The organism is Wolbachia endosymbiont (group B) of Melanargia galathea (assembly GCF_964030625.1).
Taxonomy (GTDB): domain Bacteria; phylum Pseudomonadota; class Alphaproteobacteria; order Rickettsiales; family Anaplasmataceae; genus Wolbachia.
The window spans coordinates 1,393,834-1,418,044 of sequence record NZ_OZ034910.1 but is presented as its reverse complement, the minus strand read 5'-3'; the positions used below and the strand labels follow the sequence as shown (position 1 = coordinate 1,418,044).

Annotated in this window: 22 protein-coding genes, 2 tRNA genes and 1 pseudogene; 8 read left to right on the top strand and 17 right to left on the bottom strand. The window is 33.2% G+C overall.

The window, feature by feature from the left end:
• Nucleotides 1-35 precede the first annotated feature (35 nt).
• From AAHF52_RS06580 to AAHF52_RS06545, 8 genes are all read right to left on the bottom strand, one after another.
• Nucleotides 36-920 (bottom strand): P44/Msp2 family outer membrane protein, encoded by an 885-nt coding sequence (locus AAHF52_RS06580; RefSeq protein WP_213863946.1) that lies wholly within the window; start codon nucleotides 918-920, stop codon nucleotides 36-38.
• 99 nt (nucleotides 921-1,019) lie between these two features.
• Nucleotides 1,020-3,038, bottom strand: coding sequence for a type IV secretory system conjugative DNA transfer family protein (locus tag AAHF52_RS06575; RefSeq protein ID WP_264376760.1), 2,019 nt, complete (start codon nucleotides 3,036-3,038; stop codon nucleotides 1,020-1,022).
• A 30-nt stretch (nucleotides 3,039-3,068) separates the two neighbouring features.
• Nucleotides 3,069-4,061, bottom strand: coding sequence for a P-type DNA transfer ATPase VirB11 (gene virB11 / locus AAHF52_RS06570; RefSeq protein ID WP_342068405.1), 993 nt, complete (start codon nucleotides 4,059-4,061; stop codon nucleotides 3,069-3,071).
• A 1-nt stretch (nucleotide 4,062) separates the two neighbouring features.
• Nucleotides 4,063-5,574, bottom strand: coding sequence for a TrbI/VirB10 family protein (locus tag AAHF52_RS06565; RefSeq protein WP_007302611.1), 1,512 nt, complete (start codon nucleotides 5,572-5,574; stop codon nucleotides 4,063-4,065).
• Nucleotides 5,575-5,590: 16 nt separating this feature from the next.
• Complete coding sequence (virB9, locus tag AAHF52_RS06560; RefSeq protein WP_029237539.1) at nucleotides 5,591-6,382, bottom strand: P-type conjugative transfer protein VirB9; 792 nt, start codon at nucleotides 6,380-6,382, stop codon at nucleotides 5,591-5,593.
• On the bottom strand, nucleotides 6,369-7,049 hold the full coding sequence (locus AAHF52_RS06555; protein ID WP_007302609.1) for a virB8 family protein: 681 nt from the start codon (nucleotides 7,047-7,049) through the stop codon (nucleotides 6,369-6,371). Before AAHF52_RS06555 ends, virB9 begins: the two co-directional genes overlap by 14 nt.
• Before the next feature lie 72 nt (nucleotides 7,050-7,121).
• Nucleotides 7,122-8,207: a GTP cyclohydrolase II gene (locus tag AAHF52_RS06550; RefSeq protein ID WP_149168819.1), complete on the bottom strand. Its 1,086-nt coding sequence runs from the start codon at nucleotides 8,205-8,207 to the stop codon at nucleotides 7,122-7,124.
• Between the two features lie 20 nt (nucleotides 8,208-8,227).
• Nucleotides 8,228-8,315, bottom strand: a tRNA-Leu gene (locus tag AAHF52_RS06545).
• 190 nt (nucleotides 8,316-8,505) lie between these two features.
• Between AAHF52_RS06545 and AAHF52_RS06540 the strand changes: the two genes are divergently transcribed.
• Nucleotides 8,506-9,741 carry a metallophosphoesterase family protein gene (locus AAHF52_RS06540; protein ID WP_007302607.1) on the top strand — a complete coding sequence of 412 codons (1,236 nt, stop codon included), beginning with the start codon at nucleotides 8,506-8,508 and terminating at the stop codon, nucleotides 9,739-9,741.
• A 126-nt stretch (nucleotides 9,742-9,867) separates the two neighbouring features.
• Nucleotides 9,868-10,893 carry a hypothetical protein gene (locus AAHF52_RS06535; RefSeq protein WP_342068404.1) on the top strand — a complete coding sequence of 342 codons (1,026 nt, stop codon included), beginning with the start codon at nucleotides 9,868-9,870 and terminating at the stop codon, nucleotides 10,891-10,893.
• Here AAHF52_RS06535 and dcd read toward each other — a convergent pair whose 3' ends face one another.
• Together dcd and AAHF52_RS06525 are read right to left on the bottom strand one after the other, a co-directional pair.
• Nucleotides 10,894-11,451, bottom strand: a complete 558-nt coding sequence (dcd, locus tag AAHF52_RS06530; RefSeq protein WP_006012513.1) for a dCTP deaminase — start codon at nucleotides 11,449-11,451, stop codon at nucleotides 10,894-10,896. It lies immediately after the preceding gene.
• Nucleotides 11,452-11,522: 71 nt separating this feature from the next.
• A complete protein-coding gene (locus AAHF52_RS06525) occupies nucleotides 11,523-12,980 on the bottom strand; it encodes a TrkH family potassium uptake protein (protein WP_264376758.1) in 1,458 nt (485 codons plus the stop codon).
• A 124-nt stretch (nucleotides 12,981-13,104) separates the two neighbouring features.
• Here AAHF52_RS06525 and AAHF52_RS06520 point away from each other — a divergent pair, with 124 nt between their 5' ends.
• A complete protein-coding gene (locus AAHF52_RS06520; RefSeq protein WP_007302603.1) occupies nucleotides 13,105-14,073 on the top strand; it encodes a hypothetical protein in 969 nt (322 codons plus the stop codon).
• A 102-nt stretch (nucleotides 14,074-14,175) separates the two neighbouring features.
• Here the strand turns inward: AAHF52_RS06520 and AAHF52_RS06515 are convergent, their stop codons facing one another.
• The 5 genes from AAHF52_RS06515 to rpsB form a co-directional block, all read right to left on the bottom strand.
• Nucleotides 14,176-15,192, bottom strand: a complete 1,017-nt coding sequence (locus AAHF52_RS06515) for a substrate-binding domain-containing protein (RefSeq protein WP_012482020.1) — start codon at nucleotides 15,190-15,192, stop codon at nucleotides 14,176-14,178.
• Between the two features lie 193 nt (nucleotides 15,193-15,385).
• Nucleotides 15,386-15,943 (bottom strand): ribosome recycling factor, encoded by a 558-nt coding sequence (gene frr, locus AAHF52_RS06510; RefSeq protein WP_214303504.1) that lies wholly within the window; start codon nucleotides 15,941-15,943, stop codon nucleotides 15,386-15,388.
• 7 nt (nucleotides 15,944-15,950) lie between these two features.
• Nucleotides 15,951-16,694: a UMP kinase gene (gene pyrH, locus AAHF52_RS06505; protein WP_015588403.1), complete on the bottom strand. Its 744-nt coding sequence runs from the start codon at nucleotides 16,692-16,694 to the stop codon at nucleotides 15,951-15,953.
• Entirely contained in the window at nucleotides 16,678-17,523 is an 846-nt protein-coding gene (tsf, locus tag AAHF52_RS06500; RefSeq protein ID WP_108784350.1) for a translation elongation factor Ts, read from the bottom strand. Before tsf ends, pyrH begins: the two co-directional genes overlap by 17 nt.
• A complete protein-coding gene (gene rpsB, locus AAHF52_RS06495; RefSeq protein WP_012482019.1) occupies nucleotides 17,520-18,335 on the bottom strand; it encodes a 30S ribosomal protein S2 in 816 nt (271 codons plus the stop codon). Before rpsB ends, tsf begins: the two co-directional genes overlap by 4 nt.
• Before the next feature lie 181 nt (nucleotides 18,336-18,516).
• Here rpsB and AAHF52_RS06490 point away from each other — a divergent pair.
• From AAHF52_RS06490 to glmS, 3 genes are all read left to right on the top strand, one after another.
• Nucleotides 18,517-18,593, top strand: a tRNA-Asp gene (locus tag AAHF52_RS06490).
• Between the two features lie 130 nt (nucleotides 18,594-18,723).
• Nucleotides 18,724-19,137 carry a preprotein translocase subunit YajC gene (gene yajC / locus AAHF52_RS06485; protein WP_006012489.1) on the top strand — a complete coding sequence of 138 codons (414 nt, stop codon included), beginning with the start codon at nucleotides 18,724-18,726 and terminating at the stop codon, nucleotides 19,135-19,137.
• Between the two features lie 8 nt (nucleotides 19,138-19,145).
• Nucleotides 19,146-20,957 (top strand): glutamine--fructose-6-phosphate transaminase (isomerizing), encoded by a 1,812-nt coding sequence (gene glmS, locus AAHF52_RS06480; protein ID WP_007302597.1) that lies wholly within the window; start codon nucleotides 19,146-19,148, stop codon nucleotides 20,955-20,957.
• Between the two features lie 298 nt (nucleotides 20,958-21,255).
• Here the strand turns inward: glmS and AAHF52_RS07220 are convergent.
• A pseudogene (locus AAHF52_RS07220) lies at nucleotides 21,256-21,369 on the bottom strand (IS481 family transposase); the annotation flags it as partial.
• 213 nt (nucleotides 21,370-21,582) lie between these two features.
• Between AAHF52_RS07220 and AAHF52_RS06475 the strand changes: the two are divergent.
• Together AAHF52_RS06475 and AAHF52_RS06470 are read left to right on the top strand one after the other, a co-directional pair.
• The gene (locus AAHF52_RS06475) at nucleotides 21,583-22,332 is read left to right on the top strand and encodes a hypothetical protein (RefSeq protein WP_007302596.1); all 750 of its coding nucleotides are present in this window, start codon (nucleotides 21,583-21,585) and stop codon (nucleotides 22,330-22,332) included.
• A gap of 227 nt (nucleotides 22,333-22,559) precedes the next feature.
• Nucleotides 22,560-23,585, top strand: a complete 1,026-nt coding sequence (locus tag AAHF52_RS06470) for a hypothetical protein (protein WP_342068403.1) — start codon at nucleotides 22,560-22,562, stop codon at nucleotides 23,583-23,585.
• On the opposite strand, the gene AAHF52_RS06465 is transcribed toward AAHF52_RS06470, so the two are convergent.
• Nucleotides 23,575-24,099 (bottom strand): gamma carbonic anhydrase family protein, encoded by a 525-nt coding sequence (locus tag AAHF52_RS06465; RefSeq protein ID WP_213863939.1) that lies wholly within the window; start codon nucleotides 24,097-24,099, stop codon nucleotides 23,575-23,577. The genes AAHF52_RS06470 and AAHF52_RS06465 overlap by 11 nt on opposite strands.
• Nucleotides 24,100-24,211 lie beyond the last annotated feature (112 nt).

Here is a 24,211-nt window from a genome sequence, read left to right as displayed (position 1 = left end):
CAGACGTGCTACCAGGAAAATAGTCTCTATCAGAGTTAAGCTTTGCTTGCAAAATGAAAAGTAAGACCAGCTTCTATACCGTGTGTGTGAAACACTTGATTGCCTATACTGATACTTTCTTTGTGTAACTTCTGGTCCGATGGTTTTTGACTTTTATTCAATTCTAATATCTTTTTTCCATCTGGGTTTACCGGTTGCTTTGCTTTCATTTCTCCTAACACCTCTGCTTCAAAATCAACATTACTACCAAGAACACCAAAACCTCTATATCCGATGTGCATATTTACATCTTCGTTTATACGATAATCAAAGCCAGCTTTCAATTGACCTGCAGGTCTTATTGACGATTTTTCAAACATTGTCATTCTTGTTGCACCGACTCCAACCCCAACATAAGGAGAAAAAGATAAACTATCACTTTTCCAATAATGATAAACATTTGCCATTACAGATGCGTTTTCTACTTGGTCATGATTAATTACAGTTTTATACATATAAGTTTTTTTATTAGCACTCTCACTAACGTCTTTTAGATACGAAACAGTTACTTGATTACTTGATAAACCAATATTATCTACTTTTACAGAAGAGTACATCCCTTCCAATTCAGCTCTATAGCTATTATTGCCTAGTTCTCCTGTGTAACCAAACGTTACATTTGCAGCAAAAGGTGGGTTATAATCTCCTTTATACTTACTTATTAACTGACCTTCTGTTCTCTGAGCGTCTATGTCATTTATAGATACACGGTTATCATCTTTAGCATCTTTGCCTCCAATTTTTGCTTTCAACTTACCCAAGTTCAAATATTGACCGTAATATCCACCACCAAAGTAAAATCCTTCTGTTTCACTTGCAAAAGATTGTTGTGACAACAATAAAGCAAGTGCTGTAACTGCTAATGTTTTTTTACTCATCATGACTATTCCTCTAGTTAAAATAGCTAATCTAGTACTAATTAATTAAAAATGATTTAATATGAAAAAACTAATTATTTTCTAAGCTAAAAATAGGTAAAATTAACCTCTATCCTCGATTTTATTGCCGTCTAGTTTGTCCTCATCTTCAAATTCATCATCATCGTCAAATTCATCCTTACTGTCTTCATCATCAAACCCATCATCGTCTTCCTCATCATCAAACCCATTACCACCTTCAAACTTATCATCAATATCCTCGTCTTCAAATCCATCTTCAATCTCTGGCTCATCGTATATTGCATCTTCAGTTTTAGCTTCAACAGGATAATCAGCAGCTTCAATAGCATTACTCTCTTCTTCATTACTAATCTTATCTTTGTTAGCAGCAGAAAAGACCTTGTTTGGATCATATGGCTCTTGTGTAGGCACACGTGTTGGTTTAATCAGCCTTCTTGTGAATGTGCTATCACTATAGTACAAAATTTTCTTTGACTTAATTGGATAAGTCGATTCTATCAAAATTATCTGATCATCACGTGGCAGCATAATAATTTCTTGAGGTAAGAGCAATGCTCTCTGTGTTTCAGAGATATGCAATGATCTTGATGCAGGATTCAAGTCTAAAAATTTAGGTTTGTTTAATGATTCTTGTTGTACAGTTTTGTTTCCTATAAGCTGAGATATCAAATTAGCCGTTTCAATATTATTGGCTGCAAAAGTTATTCTATAGGTTGAGTTTGATAAAAAGGAGTTCATTCCTGCTTCTTCATATATTCCTTTAAGCTGTTCAGTATCTTGAACAATTAAAAATAACCTTACTCGATAGCCACGAAAGTATGCGATGCCCGTTTGAAATTGCTCCATTTTTCCAAGTGTTGGAAACTCATCCATTAAAAATAATACGCCGTAAGGCTCGTCATCCGATGGCAATTTTCTACATAAAAACTCAGTTGCCTGTTGGTAAAACACCTGCATTAAAGGCCTGAGCCTAGTTAAGTTATCAGGAGTTAAACCAACATAAACTGTAGTTTTCTTCTTTTTAAAATCCAAAATATTAAAATCACTTGATGCAGTTGCAGTATCGATCAATGGGTTTGCCCACAATTCAAGCGACGAGTTCATAGTTGACACAACACCTGATCTTTCTTTGTCAGCCTTTTGCAAAAAAGCTGCAATGTTCATATACGCTACCGGATGTATTATTTTACCCATTGTGTCCAAAACTACAGCAAGATTGTAAACTACGTCATCGCTACGCATCGTACGCACAACCTCACCAAAAGATTTAACTTTCTCTGGTGCAGCAAGTAAATATAGTACCACCCCAACAAATAAGCTTCTTGCTTCGTTTTGCCAAAAATCTTGTTCAGGCATGATTAGGTTAGCTATTTTTTGCACATCGTCAACCATCTGTCCAGGTTTTTCACTAATCCATTCCAGTGGATTATAACAATGGCTTACCCCATCTGGCTGAGCTGGGTTCCATACATATACTTTTTGTCCTTGTCGCTCTCGCCAACCACTTGTTATTTCATAGTTTTCTAATTTTATATCATGCACAATTACCGAATCATTCCAAAATAACAAATTAGGAATTACAAAACCAACACCTTTACCAGAGCCTGTAGGTGCAAAGAGCAATGCATGCTGAAACCCATCAGCAATAAAATATCCTCTCTTATCTTTACCAAGCAATAGACCTTTTTTGCTTCTTAATCCCGCTTTTCGTATGTCTTTCTCTGATGCCCACTGTGAATCTCCATGAAGTGATTCTTTCTTTTTAAATGGCCGCCACTCAATTAGTCTTTCTCTCACATTCCACAAAATAATCATCAAAACAATTTTAGGCAGTACAGAAGATACAACTAATTTAATTTTGAGCTCAAAGCTATATAGCTCTGGATGATGCCAACAATATTGTATATGATCAAAAATTGTCGGCCAGAGAGCTTGAGGAAAAGGTGTCAAGCTAGGATTAATTGCTCTAAAATCTACACCATCTGGACCGTCAACAAACAGGTAGAATAATATACCAGACAAATAGAAGCAAAATTCAAGTATGCTAAAAGATACTACACCTCCTATGAGAATATTGCGTAGGTGATTTCCATTACTCATAAACTACTTTTTCTTAACTTACGTATAAATTTAAGTATTTTCATTTGAAGATCTAGTAAATAATATTTCAGAAATGCTTCTTTTTCCACCACTGGTCCTTTTGAGTTGAATAACAATGTCAATTACATTTCTAATGTATGGTATGATCTGATCTGGGGGAATTCCAAGATTTGCTTGCATAACCATAAGTTTTATTTGCTCAAGAGCCATTGCCGGACTATCCGCATGAAGAGTTGATATTGACCCTGGGTGGCCAGTGTTTATTGCTCTAAGAAAACTAAAAGCTTCTGCTCCACGCAGCTCACCAACTATTATTCTATCTGGTCTTAAACGTAAACATGCCTCTATCAAATCTTGAGTGGTCACTTTTGCCCTACCCTGACCTCCTTTAGAAGCAATAAGATGTACTCTATTCGGATGATCATTCAAAACTATCTCTCTTGCATCTTCAACAGTAATAATTCTTTCTTCAGATGGAATAGCACGCAAAGTAGCATTAGTAAAAGTGGTTTTACCAGTGGAAGTTCCACCACTAATTATGATATTTTTCTTACTTATTACAGCATATTCTAAAAACTCTTTTATTTTTTTTTGTTTCAGTAGCAAATCTAGGTGACGATCTACTGAATTATCGGTCACTCCTATAACAGTTTCAGAAAAAGCCCCCATTTTTTCATAATCATCCAATGCCAATTGCATAGAAGAAGGTTTACGAATTGAAATGACTACTTTATCAGGCTCACATGCTGGAGGAAACACTATCTGTATACGATAACCATTTGGTAATGTAGCTGAAAGCAGCGGTGTCTCTTCGCTCAGTTTTTGTTCTGTAGCTTGAGCAATCAACCTGCTAAGAGATTTTAAATGATTAAGATCAAATATTTCTAACTTTTCGCATCTTATTTCACCGCGATTTTCAATCCATACTTCCTTCGGTTTATTTATTGATATTTCATTTACACCTTCCTCTTGAAATATCCCTTGTAATGGCTCCAAGTATGTATCAAGTGCAGCATAGTTCATTTCAGTTATTTAATATTGACTGTGGAGGAAATACTATATCTTGGTTAACAAATACTTTCAATGCAGTTCCTTGATTAACATAAATAGTTGGTTTTTTATCTACACTCCTATCAACTATATCTCGCATGTCTTTGGAAAAATCATTGATTGACTTCCCGATTGCTTCATCATAAACAGATTTGCTTCTTTTCTGAGTTTGCCTCAACAGTTGACGTACATCGTCTAAAGTTATACCGATATTGTCACTAGTAATTGTATCAACTCCACTAGCTCCAGAACTTTTTATCACACTTACTATTTCTTCCTTTATTATTCTCAGCAAATCCTGATCACTTTTAGCATTTCGAATTTTTTCAATAGCCCTAATACCCAATTTCCATTTTTCGTCTCCTACCTTCCCAACTTCAGTTTTTATAGAATTCTCCAATCTCTCAACAATAGCCCCTTTGAGAGAAGAAATATCTATTTCAGTTGCAGTAATAGACTTCACTGCATCCATGGCAGTTAGCGCATCGATAAGATTAGAGGCTTTTTGTCCTACAACAGCTGAACCAATCGAAACACCAGCAAGTGCCACTGAAGAGAATAATGCACTTGCTATTTTATTATCAACTATTCCAGCTATCCCTGCCCTTCCAAGCTCATCGGTACCAGATGATGCAATAGCAACATCTATACCATGAGGAAGAATGATCCTATTCCAATTTATGTTCACGCGGGCTTTTGCAACATTTGAGTCGAATGAATAACCACCTATTAACCTTGAACCTTTTGGTATTAAAATTGTATCACCAGTTTCTGCATAAACGTCTCTACTAACAACAGCACGGAGCATTCCTTTTAAGTCAGAACTTATTGCAGTTTCAAGAATAGCGTCAATAACTTTACCTTGAATAATCATTAAACCAAGCTTTCCAGCTTTGGTAGCTTTGCTCGACTGTGCTGAGGTATTGGATAAAACAGCATCTGTAGCTTTACCTTCCCCACTACTACCTGAAATTGCTAACATTTGTGCACTACGTCTGTCTCTAGGATAACCGCCACCCCCTATTGTAGGAAATGAAGTAGGCAAATTGCTAATAACATTACCAGAAGGAAAATTTTGCTTTGGTAAAACAGGTATATTTGACAAGGGAATTTCTTTTAGTTGCTCTTCTTTTTTTGTCACTTCCTCTTTTTTGATTTGTTTTACTTCTGGTATGACTTGTGGGATAGGAAGAGGAGGTAAGGGTGGCAAGAGATCAGTTGCTATCCTCTCGGAAACTACTACATTATCTGGAACTTGTTCTAACTTTCCTTTCAATTCTTGAATGTTTTGCTTTGTTTCCTCTTTTTTAACAATCTCTGGACCCTCTTTATTAGAAGGACTAAAATAAAGATAGTACACTCCACCAACTAAGAGCGCTACCATAACTATCATCAATGCCTTATAACCTTGATTAGAGCCAACTGTTACTACCTTGCTTTCTATCTCTGATTCATCTTCTACACTATTATGCCTTTCTTTACTCATATTATATGTACCAGAACTAAAGTGACCTATTTATAACTTCAACTTCACTACCTTCATAACGCATTAATAGCTTTTTATGTACTCCTTTTATTACAACATAATCATCAAATAACAGCCTTTTACAGGATTCGCCTTCTATAAAAATCTGAGGAATTTTATTACTATTTCTAAACTTTAAATAGGTTAAATAACCATCATCGAATAACTCAATTGGAACTATATCTATGTTACCACCTTCATCAATATATGTATAGTTGTACCTCGTATTATTTTCTTGTATTATTTTTTCTGGCTTTTCTGTAATGTATTGCATTTGAGTAGGTAAAGAAACCTCATCTAAATCAACATCAAATTCATCTTCTTCTTGAGGATAATAAAAACGTATTACGTAAGATATATCCTTTTCAACGGAATAATCATGATCCACTTTTTTAGCATCAGTATCTGGGTATTTATCGTAATTTGGTCTTGAAATTAGATCAAAAATGTAATTTCTCTTTTTAGTTGTCGTAATAATCATGTTAGTGCGACTACTGACTTCAAATGGCATGACAAGCAGTTTATTATCATAAGGATTAATTTTCCAACTTGATGCATCACCAACAGCAATATTTTTGACTTTTTCCCCTTCTGCAAACTCAATATAAGAATAGTAACCTTGACTAAAAATTACTGTAAACACCTCATTAGGGCTATATACAAAAGTCTTTATTCTACTATCTACAGAAATAGGTTTATTATTAATAGATGCATTTAAGTTGCCACTTATTAGTAAAGCTAAAACTAACAATATCCTACACATATTCATCATCTACTCTATATGAAATAACTTGAAACCCTAACGGGTTAATATATCTTTGCTGATCATTCATTTCAAGCGATGCATATTTATACGACATCACAACTATCTTATTTTTCCTTGAGGAATTTCCATCTTTTCGTGTAAATTCTATAGAAAATCTCACTTGAAGAGCATCATTACCTAATTTTTGAATTGAACGAATTTTCAACTCACCTTTAGCATCTGAATATAAATTAAAAAGGTCATTCATATTCTGCGATTTTATATAATTGCTAAATTCACTATATACACTAGGCGAAGAAAACAACCTTACTTTTGTATAATAATTATAATTATAATTATATGGGTCAAAAACCTCCCTTGCTTTTATATACTCTGAAATAAAATAATCGTTCAGCGTTTCATTTGCAGAATATTGTTTTACTGTAACAGGATCAACCAATTGCACTATTCCTGACTTTTTATCAATTTCTATAACGAATGGCTCAATAGTGCTACTTGTGCTAATTTTAAATATAGCTAATATGCTTATAGAAATTGCAACTAGTAATATTAATGTAAATAAAAGTAAAGTATTTCTCTGAGCAACAACTGTGCTATAGCGACTTGAATTCCAATTTATATCCTTATCCAATGACTCATTACTTTTTTCTTGTTTTAAAAATTTCAGCATCTCAATATTCTTAAAAATCTTAACTTATATTAATTAACATAGCAAGCTAACAAAGTAGTTATAACAAAAAAGCTAATAAACCCTTAATCCATGGCCTAACTTGCCAAATTTTGTTTCCATATATGAATCATTATATTCATTGCGTTCCATAATAAGTGGTATACACTTTGTAACTTCTATACCGTTATTTTTCAACTCTGATAACTTTCTACCATTGTTTGTAAGTAATTGTATTTTGTTAATGTTCAATTTCTTAAGTATTTTAGCTGCAACAGCAAAGCTCCTTTCATCATCTTCAAAACCCAATACTCTATTTGCATCAACAGTATCAAGATTATATTTTCTTTGCATACTGTATGCTCTTAACTTATTAGTTAAACCAATGCCTCTCCCATCTTGCATCAAGTATAATATAATGCCATTCCCAAAGTCGGTCATTATTTGAATCGCTTGATGTAACTGGCTTCTGCAATCACATGATAAGCTGTCTAATAAGTCTCCTGTATAGCATGAAGAATGAATTCTCACTAATGGCTCATTATCTTCATCTGGATTGCCAATGATAATTGCATAATGTTCTCTTCCGCCACTTTTGGTTCTATAAGATATGATATCTACTTCTTGAGTCTGTTTTAAAAATAATGATGTTTTGCACACTTCATACACACTATGATTTTGTTGAAAATCATTCACAAGTAACGTATTTAGTGCAATAATGTCATTTTCTTCACACCAATTTCGCATTTCATGTTTATTCTCAAAAGTCATATCAGCCACTAACGCGTATGGCAATAATTCTGAGAACTTAAGCAAGGCAACAGCATACGCATCTATTGTCTTTGAGCATTGCAACTCTTTTATCCAATCTTCCTTTGAACAGTTTATTAAATGGAGCAGTTCATCAAAATTGCTTATCAACAGACGTTTGCTACTATGTTCTTTACTCTGACATATGTATTTTACCTTACTTGCAGTCAAAGTAACATACACATTACCTGATATAAGCTTATATTGACTAAATAAATTTTTTTCTAAAGTTTCAGCAGCAGCAAGCAATAGATAGTTATTTTCATCATCATATATTAAAATTGGAAGACCACGCCTGACTTCACTGATGGCCCTTTCTACTTTATTTCTACTTTGATTTCCTATAAACATTTCACCTACACCAAACAACTTGGTGCGGTCGAGAAGACTTGAACTTCCAAGGCTTTGTGAGCCACAGCGACCTCAACGCTGCGTGTCTACCAATTCCACCACGACCGCACTTTATTCTAGTTTCTATATAATTACTTTAAATTACTTAATCATTTTAGGGTTTTTCATCTAAAGTGTCAATCTGATACTAGGATAATTTAGGAAATGCCTGTATAATTTAGCTATGAATTTTATGGTTACAAACTTTAATCATTTAAGATAATCTTAATACTAATTCTTAATTTAGGTCTTTATACAAATGAAAGTAGCTAATATCTTCATTTTTTTAATTCTATCTCTTACAATTAGCTTTCACTCCACTCATGCACAAATATTGTACACATGGTCTCAAATCATTCCAGAAAATAAATTAAGCATACGTGCGATTATAGACAATAACATGTGTCCCATTGCTTACGTCGATAATAAGGAAGTAGAAATGCTAAGTCGCAGCTCAATTAACAATACCGAAACAGTTTGTGAACTGATAGTAGAAACAAATGCTCAAAACATTAGTATTGACAATATAAAAGTTCCCGTATTAGCGGAAAAGATCAGCAAAATTGCCTTCATTGGCGATACAGGATGTAGAATAAATATGTTATTTCAGCAAGAATGTAATTCTGTAGATAGCTGGCCTTTGAAAAAAAATTTAGATTCAATCGCTTTTCATAAACCAGATTTAATTATCCATGTTGGTGATTATCATTATAGACAAACAAAATGTAGAAACACAAAAAAGTGCGGCGATATTTATGGATATAGCAAAGAAGCTTGGTACGCTGATTGGTTTGAGCCTGCAAAAGATATTTTAACACAATCTCCTTTTCTTTTTGTTCGTGGAAATCATGAGAGTTGTAATAGAGCTTATGAAGGATGGTTCAGATATTTAGATTCATACCCCTTTTCCCCTCAAAAATGTGAAGATCTTATTTCCAGTTGGTTCTTAGATGCTGGGCCGATGAAGTTTTTTATCTTCGACTCTTCATCCGGTGAGGAAATTTTTACAACCCAAAGCACAGTTGATGCTTTTGAGAGGCAGTTTGATAAATTGATACAAGATAAGCCCACGTGGTTTTTGACTCATAAACCACTTTGGAGATCTCCAAAAAAAGAATTTTTGACATTAAAAAGCCATGGTAATCTTACACAAATTGAAGCTTTTGGAGATAAATTTCCAAGCAATGTTACTACCATAGTTTCTGGCCACATTCATATAGCCCAGATTTTATTAATGGATAATGTTCCAGATCAGATTATAGTTGGAAACGGCGGTGCATTATTACACGCTCAAGATCAAGAACCTGTTTATCAAAACGTAGAATTTAACTATCCAAATAGTAGAAATTACTTAGCACACGAAGTTAGAAACTTTTTCGGCTTTGGCTTTGCAATATTAGGTTTAGACGATCACAAATTTACTTTCTATAACCAAGATAATAAGGAAATGTATTCTGCAAACCTAACGAAAGACTTTAAACTTAAAACAAATTAAAATTAGGACTATTTGTTGTTATCGATTACTGACCTTACCGAGAAAAAGTAGAGAAGTAGAAATGTGAGTTGACAAAATAAGAGAAATATAGTATATTAATGGTAGTAAGAGTATTTAAAATTAATTATGCCAGTAGCAGTAAATACACCAGATAACATACAAAGAATGTCGAAATTTAAAAAGGCAAGAGATATTTTACTAGCCCCTGTGAGATGGCTAGTCATTGGTTTAGCTGTAGTATTACTCATAGCATTTATTGTTTTTGTCATAGCGTTAATTCTAGTTGCTCAAGCATTGGGTAAGCTATATCTTCTTGCAGGAAGCAAATTACCAGAATGGTTAGAGCAAAGAACTGAAGCATTTATGGAGGCAGTGCGTGTCCCACAAACAACGCATGATACTAATGTAAATGATGCAATTAATATTAACGTTCAAAAGCTAAAAGAAAACTATGGCGAGCCTGATGTTGATGATAAGTTTATAGAGGAAATAGAAGGATTTATTGATCAGTTAGAGTGTATAGCAAATGGTACACAAAAAGCTGTGGATAAAGATCAACTCACAGAAGATGAGAAAAAACATGCACTTAAGTGCTTGGAGCGTATAAAAAACAACCCTGATACACATAGTGGAAGCGGATTAACATTGAAGCAAGTTTTTAATTTGGTTTGGAAAGCTTGTAAAGATGAAAATAAAAAAAGTGCTGATGATAATATAGATATTAATACCCGCATATCACAGAGAAAATATCAACTGGTTAAACATTTAGTAGAATCGCAAACAGAATATGGAGTACTTGTTGGCAGTGCATGTTTTACTGGTACCTTTAACAGTATTGTCTCTTCCTTGTACACTTTTGAAGAATTTTTCTTCTTGCAAAGAGCGGATAAGGCTACTGTAAAACAAGAGTTTGAAAATGATCTACAAAAAAAAGGTGAAGAATTATTTAATCGGCTTTCCAATGATAAAGAAAAAAAAGAAGTTGCAGAAGCTTTAAGTAATCCTTCTACAAATTTCTTTATTAGATTTATAGAATCATTTAAAAATCACTCTGCACGTGCAGTTTTAGGCGATAAAAGATGTGATGAACTAATAAAAGAGCATTTTGGTAATCTTCAATATAAACCAACAATATCTTGCTTTATAAAGTAATCACTTAACTAACGGCAAAGTGATACCATGTTGATTCATATATTTTCCTTTCATATCATCATATGACTTCTCACACTCACTTTCGCCGCTTAAAAACACAAATTGGCATGCTCCTTCATTAGCGTAAATTTTTGCAGGAAGTGGAGTAGTGTTAGAGAATTCAAGTGTGACGTGACCTTCCCATCCAGGTTCTAAAGGTGTGACGTTCACTATGATACCACATCTTGCATAAGTTGATTTGCCAACACAAATTACTAGTACATTCCTTGGTATACGAAAATACTCCACTGTGCTGGCAAGCACAAAACTATTTGGTGGAATTATACATACATCTGTTTCCTTATCTATGAAACTATTCTCAGAAAAATTCTTTGGGTCTACAATAGCTGAATTAACATTAGTAAAAATCTTAAACTTATTACTAACTCTTGCATCATAGCCATAAGATGATAATCCGAAAGATACAACACCCTTACTGCTTTTATGATTCACAAAAGGCTCTATCATTCTAGAGTTTTCAGCCTTTTCCCTTATCCATTTATCTGGCATAACTGCCATAATTGTCCTTTAAAGTTTTGTAATACTTATAATAATATGTAATAGAATTTAAATGTAAACCTGAATTAGCGTTACACTCTGGAATGGCAAAGTTTCCAGTATAAACTACCTATACAAAAATAAATTGGCAATATTTCAAGCCTGCCAAGCAGCATCAAAAACGATAGAAATAGCTTTACTCCACCACTAAAGGAGGAATAATTACCTGAAGGACCTATTAGGTTACTAAATCCTGGGCCAGAATTTGTAAGCATTGCAGAAACAGAGCTGATGCTAGTTATAAAGTCCGCATTGCTCAAGTAAGACATCACTATTGATGATATAGTGAACGTTAACATGTAAATCGCAAAAAACGTAAAGACGGATTGAACTTCATCATTTTCCAGTATTTTACCATTGAGTTTTACTCTATCGCTTTCACTTGGATTTAATAAAGAGCTAAAGTAATTCCTTATAGATTTTAGAAAAATGACTAAACGGAAGATTTTGATTCCACCACTAGCAGAACCACCACATCCACCAATAAAGGCTAAAAAGAAAGCTAAGACTGAAATAAAGCTCCAATTCAAGTAGTTGCACATTATATAGCCAGTTGATGTGATAAAGGAGGTAATGGTGAATGTGCTGTACCTAAATAATAAAAATACTCCTAAGTCAAAATTTTTATATAACCAAAAACAAGCAAGCAAAGATGAAATAACAACTATCTTAATAAAGTAAGAGACCTGTTCATCATAACAAACGTCTAATCGTCTTACAATTTTTAAATAGCTCAGAAAAGGTAAAGAGCCTAAAATCATAAAGATAATTGTTATTACCTCCAATATAGGGTTATTGTAGTAGCCTATAGAATCGTTATAGTTAGCAAATCCACCAGTTGATACAGCGGACATTCCGTGACATACTGCGTCAAATAATGGCATGCCAGCTAGATAGTAGGAAAATATGCACAATAAAATTAGGCAGTAATATATTTCTGCAATATGTATTACTACGCTTCGCGTATGTGGTAACTTTCTTTTAAGAGCATCTGAGTACTCAGAATAGAGTAAATTATTTAAGCTCAAAACCTTAAATATGGGAAAAATTGCAATTCCTACTGTAATTACTCCAAAACCACCTATACCGTGCAGCATTGCTCTCCACAGTAGCATCCCCGGAGATTGTTGCTCGATGTAACTTAGAACAGTTGCTCCTGTGGTTGTAATCCCAGATACTGCTTCAAACAGTGCATCAATGTAGCTTAAACTATCAAGATAAAATGGAATAGCTGCAAATAGAGATAATGCAATCCAGGTACAACTGGTAATCGCAAAAATTGCCGGCATTCCATGTACCCTATTTAGTTTACCCAGTAGAATAAAAATCGCACTAAATGTGCAGGTAACTATAAATCCAACCAGAAAATTTTTCCATTCGTAACCTAGATAATTATTAGTAATAGCAGGAATAAGCATTGCTACGCCAAACAACAATAGAAAAATTCCCACAATAAACGCAATTGAACGTAAAACTTGCAGACTTTCCATAGACAGTACTGTGAAAGCTATATGTTATTAAAACTTCAACCGCTTTGCTAATTTTTTCTCTTGACTTGATTATAAATACGTATAATTATAGCGCTAAATTTGCCATAAGAGATAGAGGTAAGGTATGTTATTAACTGACAGACAAAAAAACATTCGAGATTCATTAATTAGTGAAGCTATACAAGGCAACTTTGAGAATATAAAAAATAATTACGATAGCGATATACAAGAAGTTTTGAAAAGCGAATTACCTAGTAATATACAAAAAGAGTTTAAAGACGATCTACCTAACCCTTGTACCACTTCACAGTTGATTATATTCAAAAAAAATCAAAAGGAAATTAATCAATGTATACAGAAAATGGAGCAAAAAATTGAGAGTATTTCGTGTGATATAGCTATGCAAGAAGCGAAAGGAAATGATGATTCGCATATGCAAAAAGTGAAAAACTTAAAGAGAACAAGTGATCTTCACCACAAATTACGTCAAGCAATAGATTATTTAGATGTTAAAAAAGTTAAAGCAGTATTAGAAGATTGTGATACAAATCTAGCAATGATTTTAAATAGACCTATACATTCACAGAGCAAAACTACCCTTTTACTTTATCCTCTGCAAGTTGGTCTTAATAAACGATATATAGGTGATGGTAAAAGATTGAAACAAGAAGATCTGAGAAATATAAAAGAAATTACTAAACTTCTTTGGGATAAAGCTTCTCCTGATATTCGCAATTTCTGGTTTAAATTCCATCAAGATCAACAAGAAGAAAGTACAAAAGACACAAAAGCAACCTTTGAAGCTCATTTGAAAAAAGCTCCTCCTGATATTCGTGACTTGTGGCTTAAATATCAAAGAGTGCCTGAAAATCAAGATGCAGCTGTAATAAAACTTCTTAAAGGTGAGCAACAACGACATGCCAAGATAGGTAGTGAGAAGTGGCTTGAAGATTTCATTCAAGAAGTTAAAGATTACAGAGAACAAAAAACCATAGAAGAAAACCTTGAAATAGCTACAGAGAAACCTACAACAAAATCTGTTCTACAAGACGCACAACTTTCTCAAATAAATAGAACTTGTTGTATTTTGTAGTAAATAAGTTCTTAGGAAATCTAAGTATGATAACAATAAAAACAAGAAATTTAAACGTTCTATTTTTAACCTAGTATCCAGAATAAAAAAATATCAAAGTCATCATATTATATCACGAACCTTTTCCAAGACTTTTTTTATATTTTCGCTTGAAAGTGGAATTAAGCCAAGCCTAGATAAATATCCACCTTCAGTACTAATAGAGTCTACAACTTCTCTAATGAATTCCCTTAATCCATCAACAGTATCTAAGTGTTCTTTCTTTATATAAAGATATAAAGGCCTTGCTAACATATACTCCCCCGATGATATATTTTTATAAGTTGGCTCAATTCCTGCGATTGTGCTTCCTTGAATCTCATCTTGGTTTTTCGCTAAAAAGCTGAAGCTAAATATTCCTAAAGCATTTTTATTGCTCTTCAATTTTTGTATTATTATGTTTTCATTAATTCCAACTTCTATATATCTTCCATCATCTCTGATATTACTACATGCTTTCTTTCTTTTTTCTTGGTCTTGATAATTCTCTTTGAAAATCCTTGAGTTCATACATGAATATTGATCAAGCATAATAAAATTAATCAAAGTTTCATGTGTACCTGTATTTTGATGTGGGCCATAGATTTTAATTTCTGTTTTTGGTAGAGCTTGATTTACATCAGACCAAAATTTCTTGTTATTCTTTACTAATCTATCATTGTCTTCAGAATATGAAGATAAAGTTTCAAACAGGTCATTTTTTGTAAAATCAAATCTATGGCTTTGATTTGAATTTGCAATAACAATTCCATCATAGCCAATTATTATCTCTATTACTTCATTCACTTTATTTCTTTTACATAATTCTCTCTCTACTTCCTTCATAGGGCGAGATGAAGTAGTGATATCTGGTGTGCCTTCCCCTATTCCTGAACAAAACATTTTGAACCCTGATCCACTTCCTATCGATTCTACAACTGGAGTTTTAAAGGAAAATATACGGCTGAATTCTTCAGATATAAATGAGATAAAAGGAAAAACAGTTGAAGATCCAACAATTCTGATATATCTTCTGGCATCAACATTTGACAGTGGGATGAGTAATACAAATGCAAAAATAAGGAAAAGGCGTTTCAGCATCGTTTTCGCTCAAGAGTGTAAACTTAATTATCGTAATAAAAAATCAAACTGAAAAGCTTTTTTTCTAGATTTCAAAAGGTATAACGATCAAATGTGTGCGTAATGATGAGATCTGAATCACAGCATTCATACAACTGTATCTATATCGAATCCTCTTATGTTTTTCAATACTGAAAAATTCTTTCATATTAACTTAATGATGCAATATATCCTTTTCTTTAATAGATAAGTCATCATCGACTTTTTTTACATTATCATCAGTAATGTTTTGTATTTCCTTTTTGGCAACATGAAAATCATCTTCTGAGATTTCCTTATTTTTCTTCATTTCCTCTATTTCTTCCATAACATCTCTGCGTATATTTCTAATTGCAACTCGTGCATTTTCAGAAAATTGATGCAATAGTTTCACTAATTTTTCACGAGTTTCTTGTGTTAAGTCTGGAAGAACTATACGTATAGTATTTCCTTCAACAACAGGATTTAAATTTAGGTTAGCATTGATTATCGCATTTTTCACTTCACCGACAACAGTAGCATCCCAAACTTTAACTGATAGAGTTTTGTTATCTATAGCTGAAACGCCTGCAACTTGGTTCAGTTTTTGATGTCCACCATAGATATTTACAACTATACCATCAAGTAATGATGAGTTAGCTCTACCAGTACGTACACCTTTCATATCATCATGAAAAGACTGAATAGTTTTTAGCATTCTTTCTTTTGTTTTAGCTTTTATTTCGTTTAACATAAATTACCTAATGTTTATAATCTGAGACTATAGTATAAGTACCTTGACCTTTAATAATATTGACCATTTTTTCACTTTTCAAAGAAAAAACTACAATTGGAATAGAATTTTCACGAGCAAGTGAAATTGCTGACGCATCCATAACCTTCAAATCACGAGTTAACAAATCTGTGTAAGAAAGCCTATCGTACATTACAGCATTCTCATTTTTTTTTGGATCAGCAGAATACACGCCACTTACTTGCGTACCTTTTAAAATAACATTACAATTCATTTCAACAGCGCGTAAAGCTGCAGCTGTATCCGTAGTAAAAAATGGATTACCCGTTCCTGCTGCAAAAATTATCACCCTGCCCTCTTCTAAATGATGAATAGCCTTCCTTCTTATATAAGGTTCACATATAGTAGTCATAGGTATAGCAGACAACACCCTAGAGACTATAGAGCTTTTTTCTAAAAAATTTTGCAAAATTAAAGCATTAATAACAGTACCAAGCATTCCAATATAATCACTGCTTGCTCTTTCACAGCCACTTAAAGATGCTGATGCACCACGAAAAATATTCCCACCACCAACAACAATACAAACTTGAACTCCGAGATTACAAACTTCAACTATGTCTTTGGATAGTTTATCTATAACTTCCATATCATGGCCAAATAGCTTTGATCCCATCAAAGCCTCCCCAGAGATTTTGAATAACACTCTGGGGTACTTTACTTCTGAAGTTTTGTTACTTATTTGCACCATCCAAAGTAAGTAACTTATAATTAGCTAATTTAACAGCACTTGATTCTATAAAATCAGCAATCTTCATTTTATCATCTTTTATAAACTTCTGCTCTAGTAGAACAACTTCTTCATAGTATTTAGCCATTCGTCCATCTACTATTTTTTTCGCTACCTCTTCAGGTTTATTTAAGCTCTTTACTTGCTCCTCAATTATAGAACGCTCATTGTTTAATTTTTCTTGATCTAAATCATCTATAGATAAAGCTTCAGGTTTCATAGCAACTACATGCATAGCTATTTGCTTTCCAATCTCTTGTTTATCACCAGATGATTGCAATGCTACTAAAGCACCAATCTTACCTAAGCCATGCATATCACCATGTACATAGCCAGCAATAATCCCATCCTTAGTCTCTAGGTAGCAAAGATTGCTTAACTCTAACTTCTCACCAAGAACCGATGTACCACTCATAATAGCTTCCTGTACTGTACCAACATCTTCATATTTGGCATTTTTTAACTCATCAAGACTAGTACAACGTTCTTGACAAGCAATTGATGCTAAATTTGAAACTAATGCTATGAACTTCTCATTTCTAGCAACAAAATCAGTTTCACAATTGACTTTAACCAATACACCATAATTTTTAGCCAAGCACATAGCAATAAGCCCATCTGAAGCTACTCTATCAGACTTTTTGTCAGCTTTAGCAAATCCTATTGTACGTAACCTATCAACGGCTTTCTTAATATCACCATCACACTCTTCTAACGCTTTCTTACAATCGCTTAAGCCAAGCCCTGTTCTATCGCGTAATTCCCTTATACTACTTGAATCCATCTTCATTTACTTACTATTACCTCCCTTTCTGTTTCATCCTTCATACGCTTCTTTTTAGTTTGCACAATACCCCCTTCTTTTTCTTGAATAAGCTCATCATCCTTAACTCTAGACCTTGTCAAACTAGACTCTATTCCAGCTAATATAGAATCAGCAGCTAATTTACAGTAGAGCTCTATTGATTTTCTTGAATCATCATTTCCTGATATAGGATAGGCAATATCATCTGGGTCAGAATTGGTATCAAGTACTCCAACTACAGGAATACCCAGTTTTTTAGCCTCTTTAACCGCTATATGCTCTTTGTTAGTATCAATAATGAATAAAATATCAGGAACTGCTCCCATTTCTCTAATGCCACCCAATTCTTTATCAAGCTTTTTTCTTTTCTTTTCAATATTTCCTAATTCTTTTTTTGTTAAGATACTATCTTCATCATTTAATATTTTCTCATATTGTATCAAAGTTTTTATCGAAGAAGAAACAGTGTTCCAATTAGTAAGCATACCACCAAGCCATCGATCATTTACATAATATTGACCACAACGAACCGCTTCACTTGCAACAATATCTAAAGCTTGAAATTTCGTACCAACAAATAAAATGCGACCATCTTGAGATGCAACATCGTATAAAGCTTTCATTGCCGCCTCTAACAATGGTAATGTTTTTCGTAAGTCTATTATGTGTATACGATTCTGTTGATGTACACCATATATATATGGGGCCATTTTCGCATTCCAGCGACTAACTTTATGGCCAAAATGCACACCAGATTCAGCTAAATCACGTATAGTGACTTTAGGCAAATTTGTCATATTTACTCCTCCAAATAGTTTATCCTCCATGGCATAACCCTAACGGGACTACTTGCATAAGCCATGTGTGAAATTAAGTTATTTACATAGTAATAAAAAAGACAAAAAAGCGCAAACAAAAAATATTGACAAGTAGCAACACGTTGATTAGCTTTAAGATTGCAAACGTTAAAAAGCAATGGGGGGTGTAGCTCAGTTGGTTAGAGCGCATGCCTGTCACGCATGAGGTCGTGAGTTCAAGTCTCATCACTCCCGCCATTACAGCAGAAACACCTTAAAATTCCTTAAGTTTCTTATTAATTTGAATTAATTTCTTTCAGAGACTTGACATGATATTGTAATTGCTGCTTAATCTATTTAACTTTATCGTTAATAATTGGGATTAAATATGTTCATTTCTGAGGTTTTTGCGGCAGATGCGACTAACAATGTATCAGCATCTGTTGCTAGCTTTATTCCACTCATTTTAATATTTGTAGTATTTTATTTTCTCATTATTCGTCCCAATCACAAAAAACTAAAAGAACATAGAAGGATGATAGATCAAATAAAACGTGGTGATACGGTTATTACTTCTAGTGGAATAATAGGTGAAGTAAACAAAGTTGACGAAGTAAATGCACAACTAATACTAGAAATAGCACCAAAAATTGAAATAAAAATCCTAAAGTCTGCTATATCTGAAATCTTAAATAAAGAAATTCAAAAGCCAGTAGCTAAATCTATTGAAAAAAGCAAAGTTGAAAAGAATGGCAAGAAAAATAAACTAGAGGAAAGTAAAAAAGACAAAAATGCTTCATAATTTAAGAAGTGTGTGGAATATTAGGTATAGTAAGTAGCGGTGATTCAGTAATACCAACTTTACTAACCGCGTTGCAAAAATTGGAATACAGAGGTTATGACTCTTCAGGTATAGCAATTATAAATAATAGAGGTAAGATAGAAGTAAAAAAATCAGAAGGTAAAGTTGAAAGATTGTGTGAAGTTGTTCATGAGAGCAAGATATCTAGTAGCAAAGTTGGTATAGCACATACTCGTTGGGCTACACATGGAGCTCCAAATCTTAAAAATGCTCATCCCATTTATATAAATAATGTTGTTGTTGCTCATAATGGCATAATTGAAAATTACAATATATTAAAAAAGGATCTGGAAGAAAAGGGAGTATCTTTCCACACCGATACTGATACAGAAGTGATACCAAACATATTAACTTCATATCTTGATGAAGGGTTATCACCAATTGATTCTATATTACAGTGTCTAAACAATTTACAAGGTTCACTTGCTTTGGCTTTATTATTTGCAGAATATCCAGATACTTTATTTGTTGCAAAAAGAAATTTGCCTTTAGCAATAGGATATAACTGTAATAAAGTGTTTGCTGCTTCTGATACTAATACTTTGAATTCATTTGTAGAAAAAATATTGCATTTAGAAGATAATGATATTGCAGTAATAAAATCTAACGAATTCAGTATATATAATAATGGTATACAAGTTAAACGCAGAACAGAAAATAGCAGTCCAAGAAATTTTCTAATTAGTAAAAATGGTTACCCTAGCTTTATGCTAAAAGAAATTTTTGAGCAACCGTATGCATTAAACAAAACAATAAATCAATTTTATAAACAATATAAAGAAATCAACAAAGAATTATTTTCTGAACTAGGTTACATTACTATAGTTGGATGCGGTTCATCCTATTTTGCTGGACTAATAGCAAAGTGTTGGCTGGAAAGTATTGCTCAAATTCGGGTATATCTAGAAATCTCGTCAGAATTTAGGTATAGCAGCGTCAAGCTCGAAGAAGGTAGTATTGGCTTATTCATTTCTCAATCTGGTGAAACTGCAGATACTATGGAAGCACTACGTTATGCGAGATTGCAGAAACAAATGATCATTAGCATAATTAATACATTTAATAGCAGCATAGAAAAAGCCTCAGATATTGTATTGCATACTCTTGCTGGACCTGAGATTGGTGTTGCTTCGACAAAAACCTTTTCTACGCAGCTTGCAATTTTAGCATGCTTTGCTGTAGAGCTTGGAAAAATAAAAGGTATACTGGGTAGAGAGAGGATAAAGGAACTAAGCGGTGCTATTAATTCCATTCCCGAACATGTAGAGCATGTTTTGAATGTGATGGAAATACAACATATATCAGGCAGTATATTAGAGCACAATAATATAATTATAATTGGGAGAGGAAGCTCATATGGAGTTGCAATGGAAGGTGCATTGAAGATAAAAGAGCTTTCATATATCAACACAATTGGTATTGCAGCGGGAGAAATGAAGCACGGTTCTATCGCCTTGATAGACTCTACTGTACTTGTTATCGCAATTATTCCTTACGATAATTTATTCTTTAAAACGCTATCCAATATACAAGAGATTATTGCAAGAAAAGGTAAAGTAATTGCCTTTAGTGATAAGCAAGGAGCACCGCTCTTAAAGGGAATTTGCATAGATGTGGTGCAACTTCCAGAAGTTGACAATTTTGTTTCTCCAATTATCTACAGTGTTGCTATGCAATTTCTTGCTTATTCTATTGCAGAAAAAAAAGGGTTAGATGTAGATTGTCCGAGAAATTTAGCTAAATCTGTCACAGTTGAGTAACTTATTTAAAGTGAGTTGCTAATTAACAGCTCTAATTGTCAGTTATAAATTACTGAATTTTACTAATAAATTCATTGCTATCATTAGCCCTCTGCGAAAGAATATGTAACTAATGTAAGGATGAGAGAGGCTAAAATCCACGCCTCAAATTAACAAGATTTGCCATTATGGTTACCAGACACAACTTAACCTAGCAAGCAAGAATTAACTAACAGAAAAATTGAAAACTAATATCAGTCTCTTATGTAATGCTACTAATATTTTTCTAATATGTTTTCTATTCAGGAAAGTCTACATCGCCATAACAATATTTACTAGAATGAGGTCTTGTCTCATTGTAAAAACACAACCAATGATCAACGTCTATCTGAAGATCTTCTAATGAATTGTAGATTGTTTTACAAAAAAAGAGGAGTAAATGAGAGTTCAGTAACTTGATTATAGAGTTGTACTGCCTTTCCATATTTGAAGCAAGTTGTTATTCTATCTCAAACCGTAGCACAAAGTAAATATGGCAATTTACACTAAAATTTTCTGTTTATGATTTATATTATGTAAAGATACTATTTGACCTTGAGCTTTAAAGATATTATGTAATAGCATTATTTAATATGCGAGGTTTATTATGGCTAAAGTAAGTGCTGGTGAAAACTCAAAAAAGCTTAAAGATGGTAAAAATCAGCCCATATCACCAAAAAAGTTCAAAGGCAGTCAGTCTATGTCACCAAAACGGAGTCAGAATTCTGGTGAAAAGCTATGGAATGCATTAGAATCATTAGAAGAAGCAAAATCAGAGTTGAAAAAAAGAAAATTTGAAATAGAACTAAAAAAAGACACTGAAATATCAGACGAAGGAATAGAAAAAGTAGTGGAATTGGAAAGGAAAACAGAAAAAGAGATAGAAGAAATAGCAATGCCAATATCAACGTTACTACTTAAGGAAACAATAATAAAATTACAAGGAACAAAAATAATAAATTTTTTAAAAAAATTAGAAAAACAAGTAAAAGAAATGCAAGAATTATGTAAGAAACTAGAATTAAATGCTAAAATAGAAGAAGAAGATCTAAATAAGCTCGAGGATATAAAGAAAGAATCAGAAAAGTGTTGCAGAGAGTTAGTGAGCTATATGCCTAATTCAAATAATCCTAGAATGTTGTACACTGCTGTTATTGGTGTTGGTCTTGCTGTTGGGCTGGTAGCAAGTACTATACTTGAACATACAACTAGACTAAGTATATTAGCAATAATTGGCATAGCTACAGCATCTGCACTCGTAGCTGGTGGTGCTACATATGAAGCACTAAGACCTAATACTAAAATAGATGAATCAAAAGAAGTCCAAATAAAGAGTTCTCATCACTCACTTTCCTAATCACACTTTAATTCAAACTTTATCAGTTTTATTCAAGTTGCTTCTAAAAGGAGAATATCAATGGTGTTCTCCTTACTGATTTGGTTAAAATGCAGAAAACGCCTATGTCAAAATTTACACAGATGTTAAGTGCTGCCACTAATTCCCAGTTAGTACAATTTGTGTATCTTATTGACATATTTAATTTATTCTGTTACAATTTTTAGTAATTAGGTTGGGGTAAAACAATGAAGAGTTTTAAATGGCTACTTAATCAAGTCAGACTTTCATGGATTAGCTTAATATCAAAAGTAAAGAGCTTTTTTCAAACTAACGATACACATCATCAAACAACTGCTAGCAATGGAAATGATCATACAAGAAAAATAAGTGTAGAAAATACAATAGAGGAGAAAGTTAATGAAGAGGATGTATGGTATGATTCTCTGAAAGAACAAGAGCCAGGTGAAAAAGAAAGAGATCTGGATGAAGAAGAATTTTTTGATGCTATTGAAAATTTGGATGAAGAGGAAGTGAGTGCTAACATAGAAGGAAAAGAGTATGAAAAAAATAAGTACTATAGTCTACAAGATGGTCTACAAGAAAAAAATGAACTTGATCACACAACGCACACTCTTACACTTGCTTTTGAAATTGAAAAGCCATTTCCAGACTCTGACCTTAGTAAATTTAAGTTATGCGAACTTAAGCAAAATGGTGATAAATATACGTTTATCTTAGAAAATGATCAGAAAAGTCGAATAGAATTACACTCTGAATATCTCAATATTTATTTTCCTAAGTATTTTGAGAAACACAGTAAAAAAGGAGCTTACACCGAACTTTTTTCTCAAGAAGAAAATAGAATTAGCAATGATATTATAATACCGCTACAAGTTCCAAAAGAAGCAAGCATATTTACCAAAGAGTGCAATTGGTTAATAAGAAAGGTTGTAGGTGAAATACCAGATTATCCAGTGGGCAAATCGCTTGAATACTGCAGGAGTCGTGTAAATTTCTTTCTTAACTCAAACAATACTATATCTCTTTTTCTAACGTCAGCATGGACAAAATGTGCAGCTAAATCATCAGGTACTCAGATAGAAACAAACTGGCCAGTAAAGGATATTCTAGTCAGAGGTAGTTTTATTAATCAGCATATTCCTAGAGTTGAAGAAGCTTATATTGATAAGCATTATATAGTTGAAGAAACTTTTGAAGTAGTTAACGTAGAATGTGCATCAGAGCTGAAGATTTCTCAACCTAGCATATAGCCTTATATTCTTTCATCAGCATGATATAATTTTGTGCAGATTGTGTAATATGTTTTATTTCCTCATCTGACATTTTTTTGAAGAATTGTGCTGGCCTGCCAGCCCATACTTCACCACTTTTTATCACTTTTCCATGTGTCACCAGTGAGCCAGCAGCTACCATAGCTCCAGACTCGACAATCGCATGATCCATTATAACAGAGCCCATACCAATAAATGCTTTATCATGTATCGTGCATGCATGTAACACACAAAAATGTCCAACCGTCACTATACTACCAATAATCGTGTCACCGCCTGGATTTCTATCTACATGAATTACGGTGCCATCTTGAATATTCGTTTCATCACCTATTTTGATTGATCCAACATCTCCTCTGATCACACAATTAAACCAGATACTCGCATTCCTTCCTATTTCAACGTTACCTATGATACGCACACCATCTGCGATAAAAGAACTTTCATCCATTTTTGGTTCATAATCTTTGTATTTTAAAATTTGATAGCTCATAATTTAAATAAGGTTTAATACATACTTGGGTTCCAGTAGTCAAGTTACTCGGGTAAAGATATTCTTGACTTATGATCCTTATGCTCCTAAAATCTTTATTTTTAGCTCTATT

Excerpts from the sequence above, each read along its gene's own strand:
- AAHF52_RS06555 (WP_007302609.1), bottom strand. The coding sequence starts at position 7,049 with ATGCTGAAATTTTTAAAACAAGAAAAAAGTAATGAGTCATTGGATAAG.
- yajC (WP_006012489.1), top strand. The coding sequence starts at position 18,724 with ATGTTCATTTCTGAGGTTTTTGCGGCAGATGCGACTAACAATGTATCA.
- AAHF52_RS06580 (WP_213863946.1), bottom strand. The coding sequence starts at position 920 with ATGATGAGTAAAAAAACATTAGCAGTTACAGCACTTGCTTTATTGTTG.
- AAHF52_RS06550 (WP_149168819.1), bottom strand. The coding sequence starts at position 8,207 with ATGTTTATAGGAAATCAAAGTAGAAATAAAGTAGAAAGGGCCATCAGT.
- AAHF52_RS06540 (WP_007302607.1), top strand. The coding sequence starts at position 8,506 with ATGAAAGTAGCTAATATCTTCATTTTTTTAATTCTATCTCTTACAATT.
- dcd (WP_006012513.1), bottom strand. The coding sequence starts at position 11,451 with ATGGCAGTTATGCCAGATAAATGGATAAGGGAAAAGGCTGAAAACTCT.
- AAHF52_RS06520 (WP_007302603.1), top strand. The coding sequence starts at position 13,105 with ATGTTATTAACTGACAGACAAAAAAACATTCGAGATTCATTAATTAGT.
- frr (WP_214303504.1), bottom strand. The coding sequence starts at position 15,943 with ATGTTAAACGAAATAAAAGCTAAAACAAAAGAAAGAATGCTAAAAACT.
- tsf (WP_108784350.1), bottom strand. The coding sequence starts at position 17,523 with ATGAAGATGGATTCAAGTAGTATAAGGGAATTACGCGATAGAACAGGG.
- AAHF52_RS06465 (WP_213863939.1), bottom strand. The coding sequence starts at position 24,099 with ATGAGCTATCAAATTTTAAAATACAAAGATTATGAACCAAAAATGGAT.
- rpsB (WP_012482019.1), bottom strand. The coding sequence starts at position 18,335 with ATGACAAATTTGCCTAAAGTCACTATACGTGATTTAGCTGAATCTGGT.
- AAHF52_RS06515 (WP_012482020.1), bottom strand. The coding sequence starts at position 15,192 with ATGCTGAAACGCCTTTTCCTTATTTTTGCATTTGTATTACTCATCCCA.
- AAHF52_RS06575 (WP_264376760.1), bottom strand. The coding sequence starts at position 3,038 with ATGAGTAATGGAAATCACCTACGCAATATTCTCATAGGAGGTGTAGTA.
- AAHF52_RS06475 (WP_007302596.1), top strand. The coding sequence starts at position 21,583 with ATGGCTAAAGTAAGTGCTGGTGAAAACTCAAAAAAGCTTAAAGATGGT.
- AAHF52_RS06470 (WP_342068403.1), top strand. The coding sequence starts at position 22,560 with ATGAAGAGTTTTAAATGGCTACTTAATCAAGTCAGACTTTCATGGATT.
- AAHF52_RS06565 (WP_007302611.1), bottom strand. The coding sequence starts at position 5,574 with ATGAGTAAAGAAAGGCATAATAGTGTAGAAGATGAATCAGAGATAGAA.
- virB11 (WP_342068405.1), bottom strand. The coding sequence starts at position 4,061 with ATGAACTATGCTGCACTTGATACATACTTGGAGCCATTACAAGGGATA.
- virB9 (WP_029237539.1), bottom strand. The coding sequence starts at position 6,382 with ATGAATATGTGTAGGATATTGTTAGTTTTAGCTTTACTAATAAGTGGC.
- pyrH (WP_015588403.1), bottom strand. The coding sequence starts at position 16,694 with ATGGTGCAAATAAGTAACAAAACTTCAGAAGTAAAGTACCCCAGAGTG.
- AAHF52_RS06535 (WP_342068404.1), top strand. The coding sequence starts at position 9,868 with ATGCCAGTAGCAGTAAATACACCAGATAACATACAAAGAATGTCGAAA.
- AAHF52_RS06525 (WP_264376758.1), bottom strand. The coding sequence starts at position 12,980 with ATGGAAAGTCTGCAAGTTTTACGTTCAATTGCGTTTATTGTGGGAATT.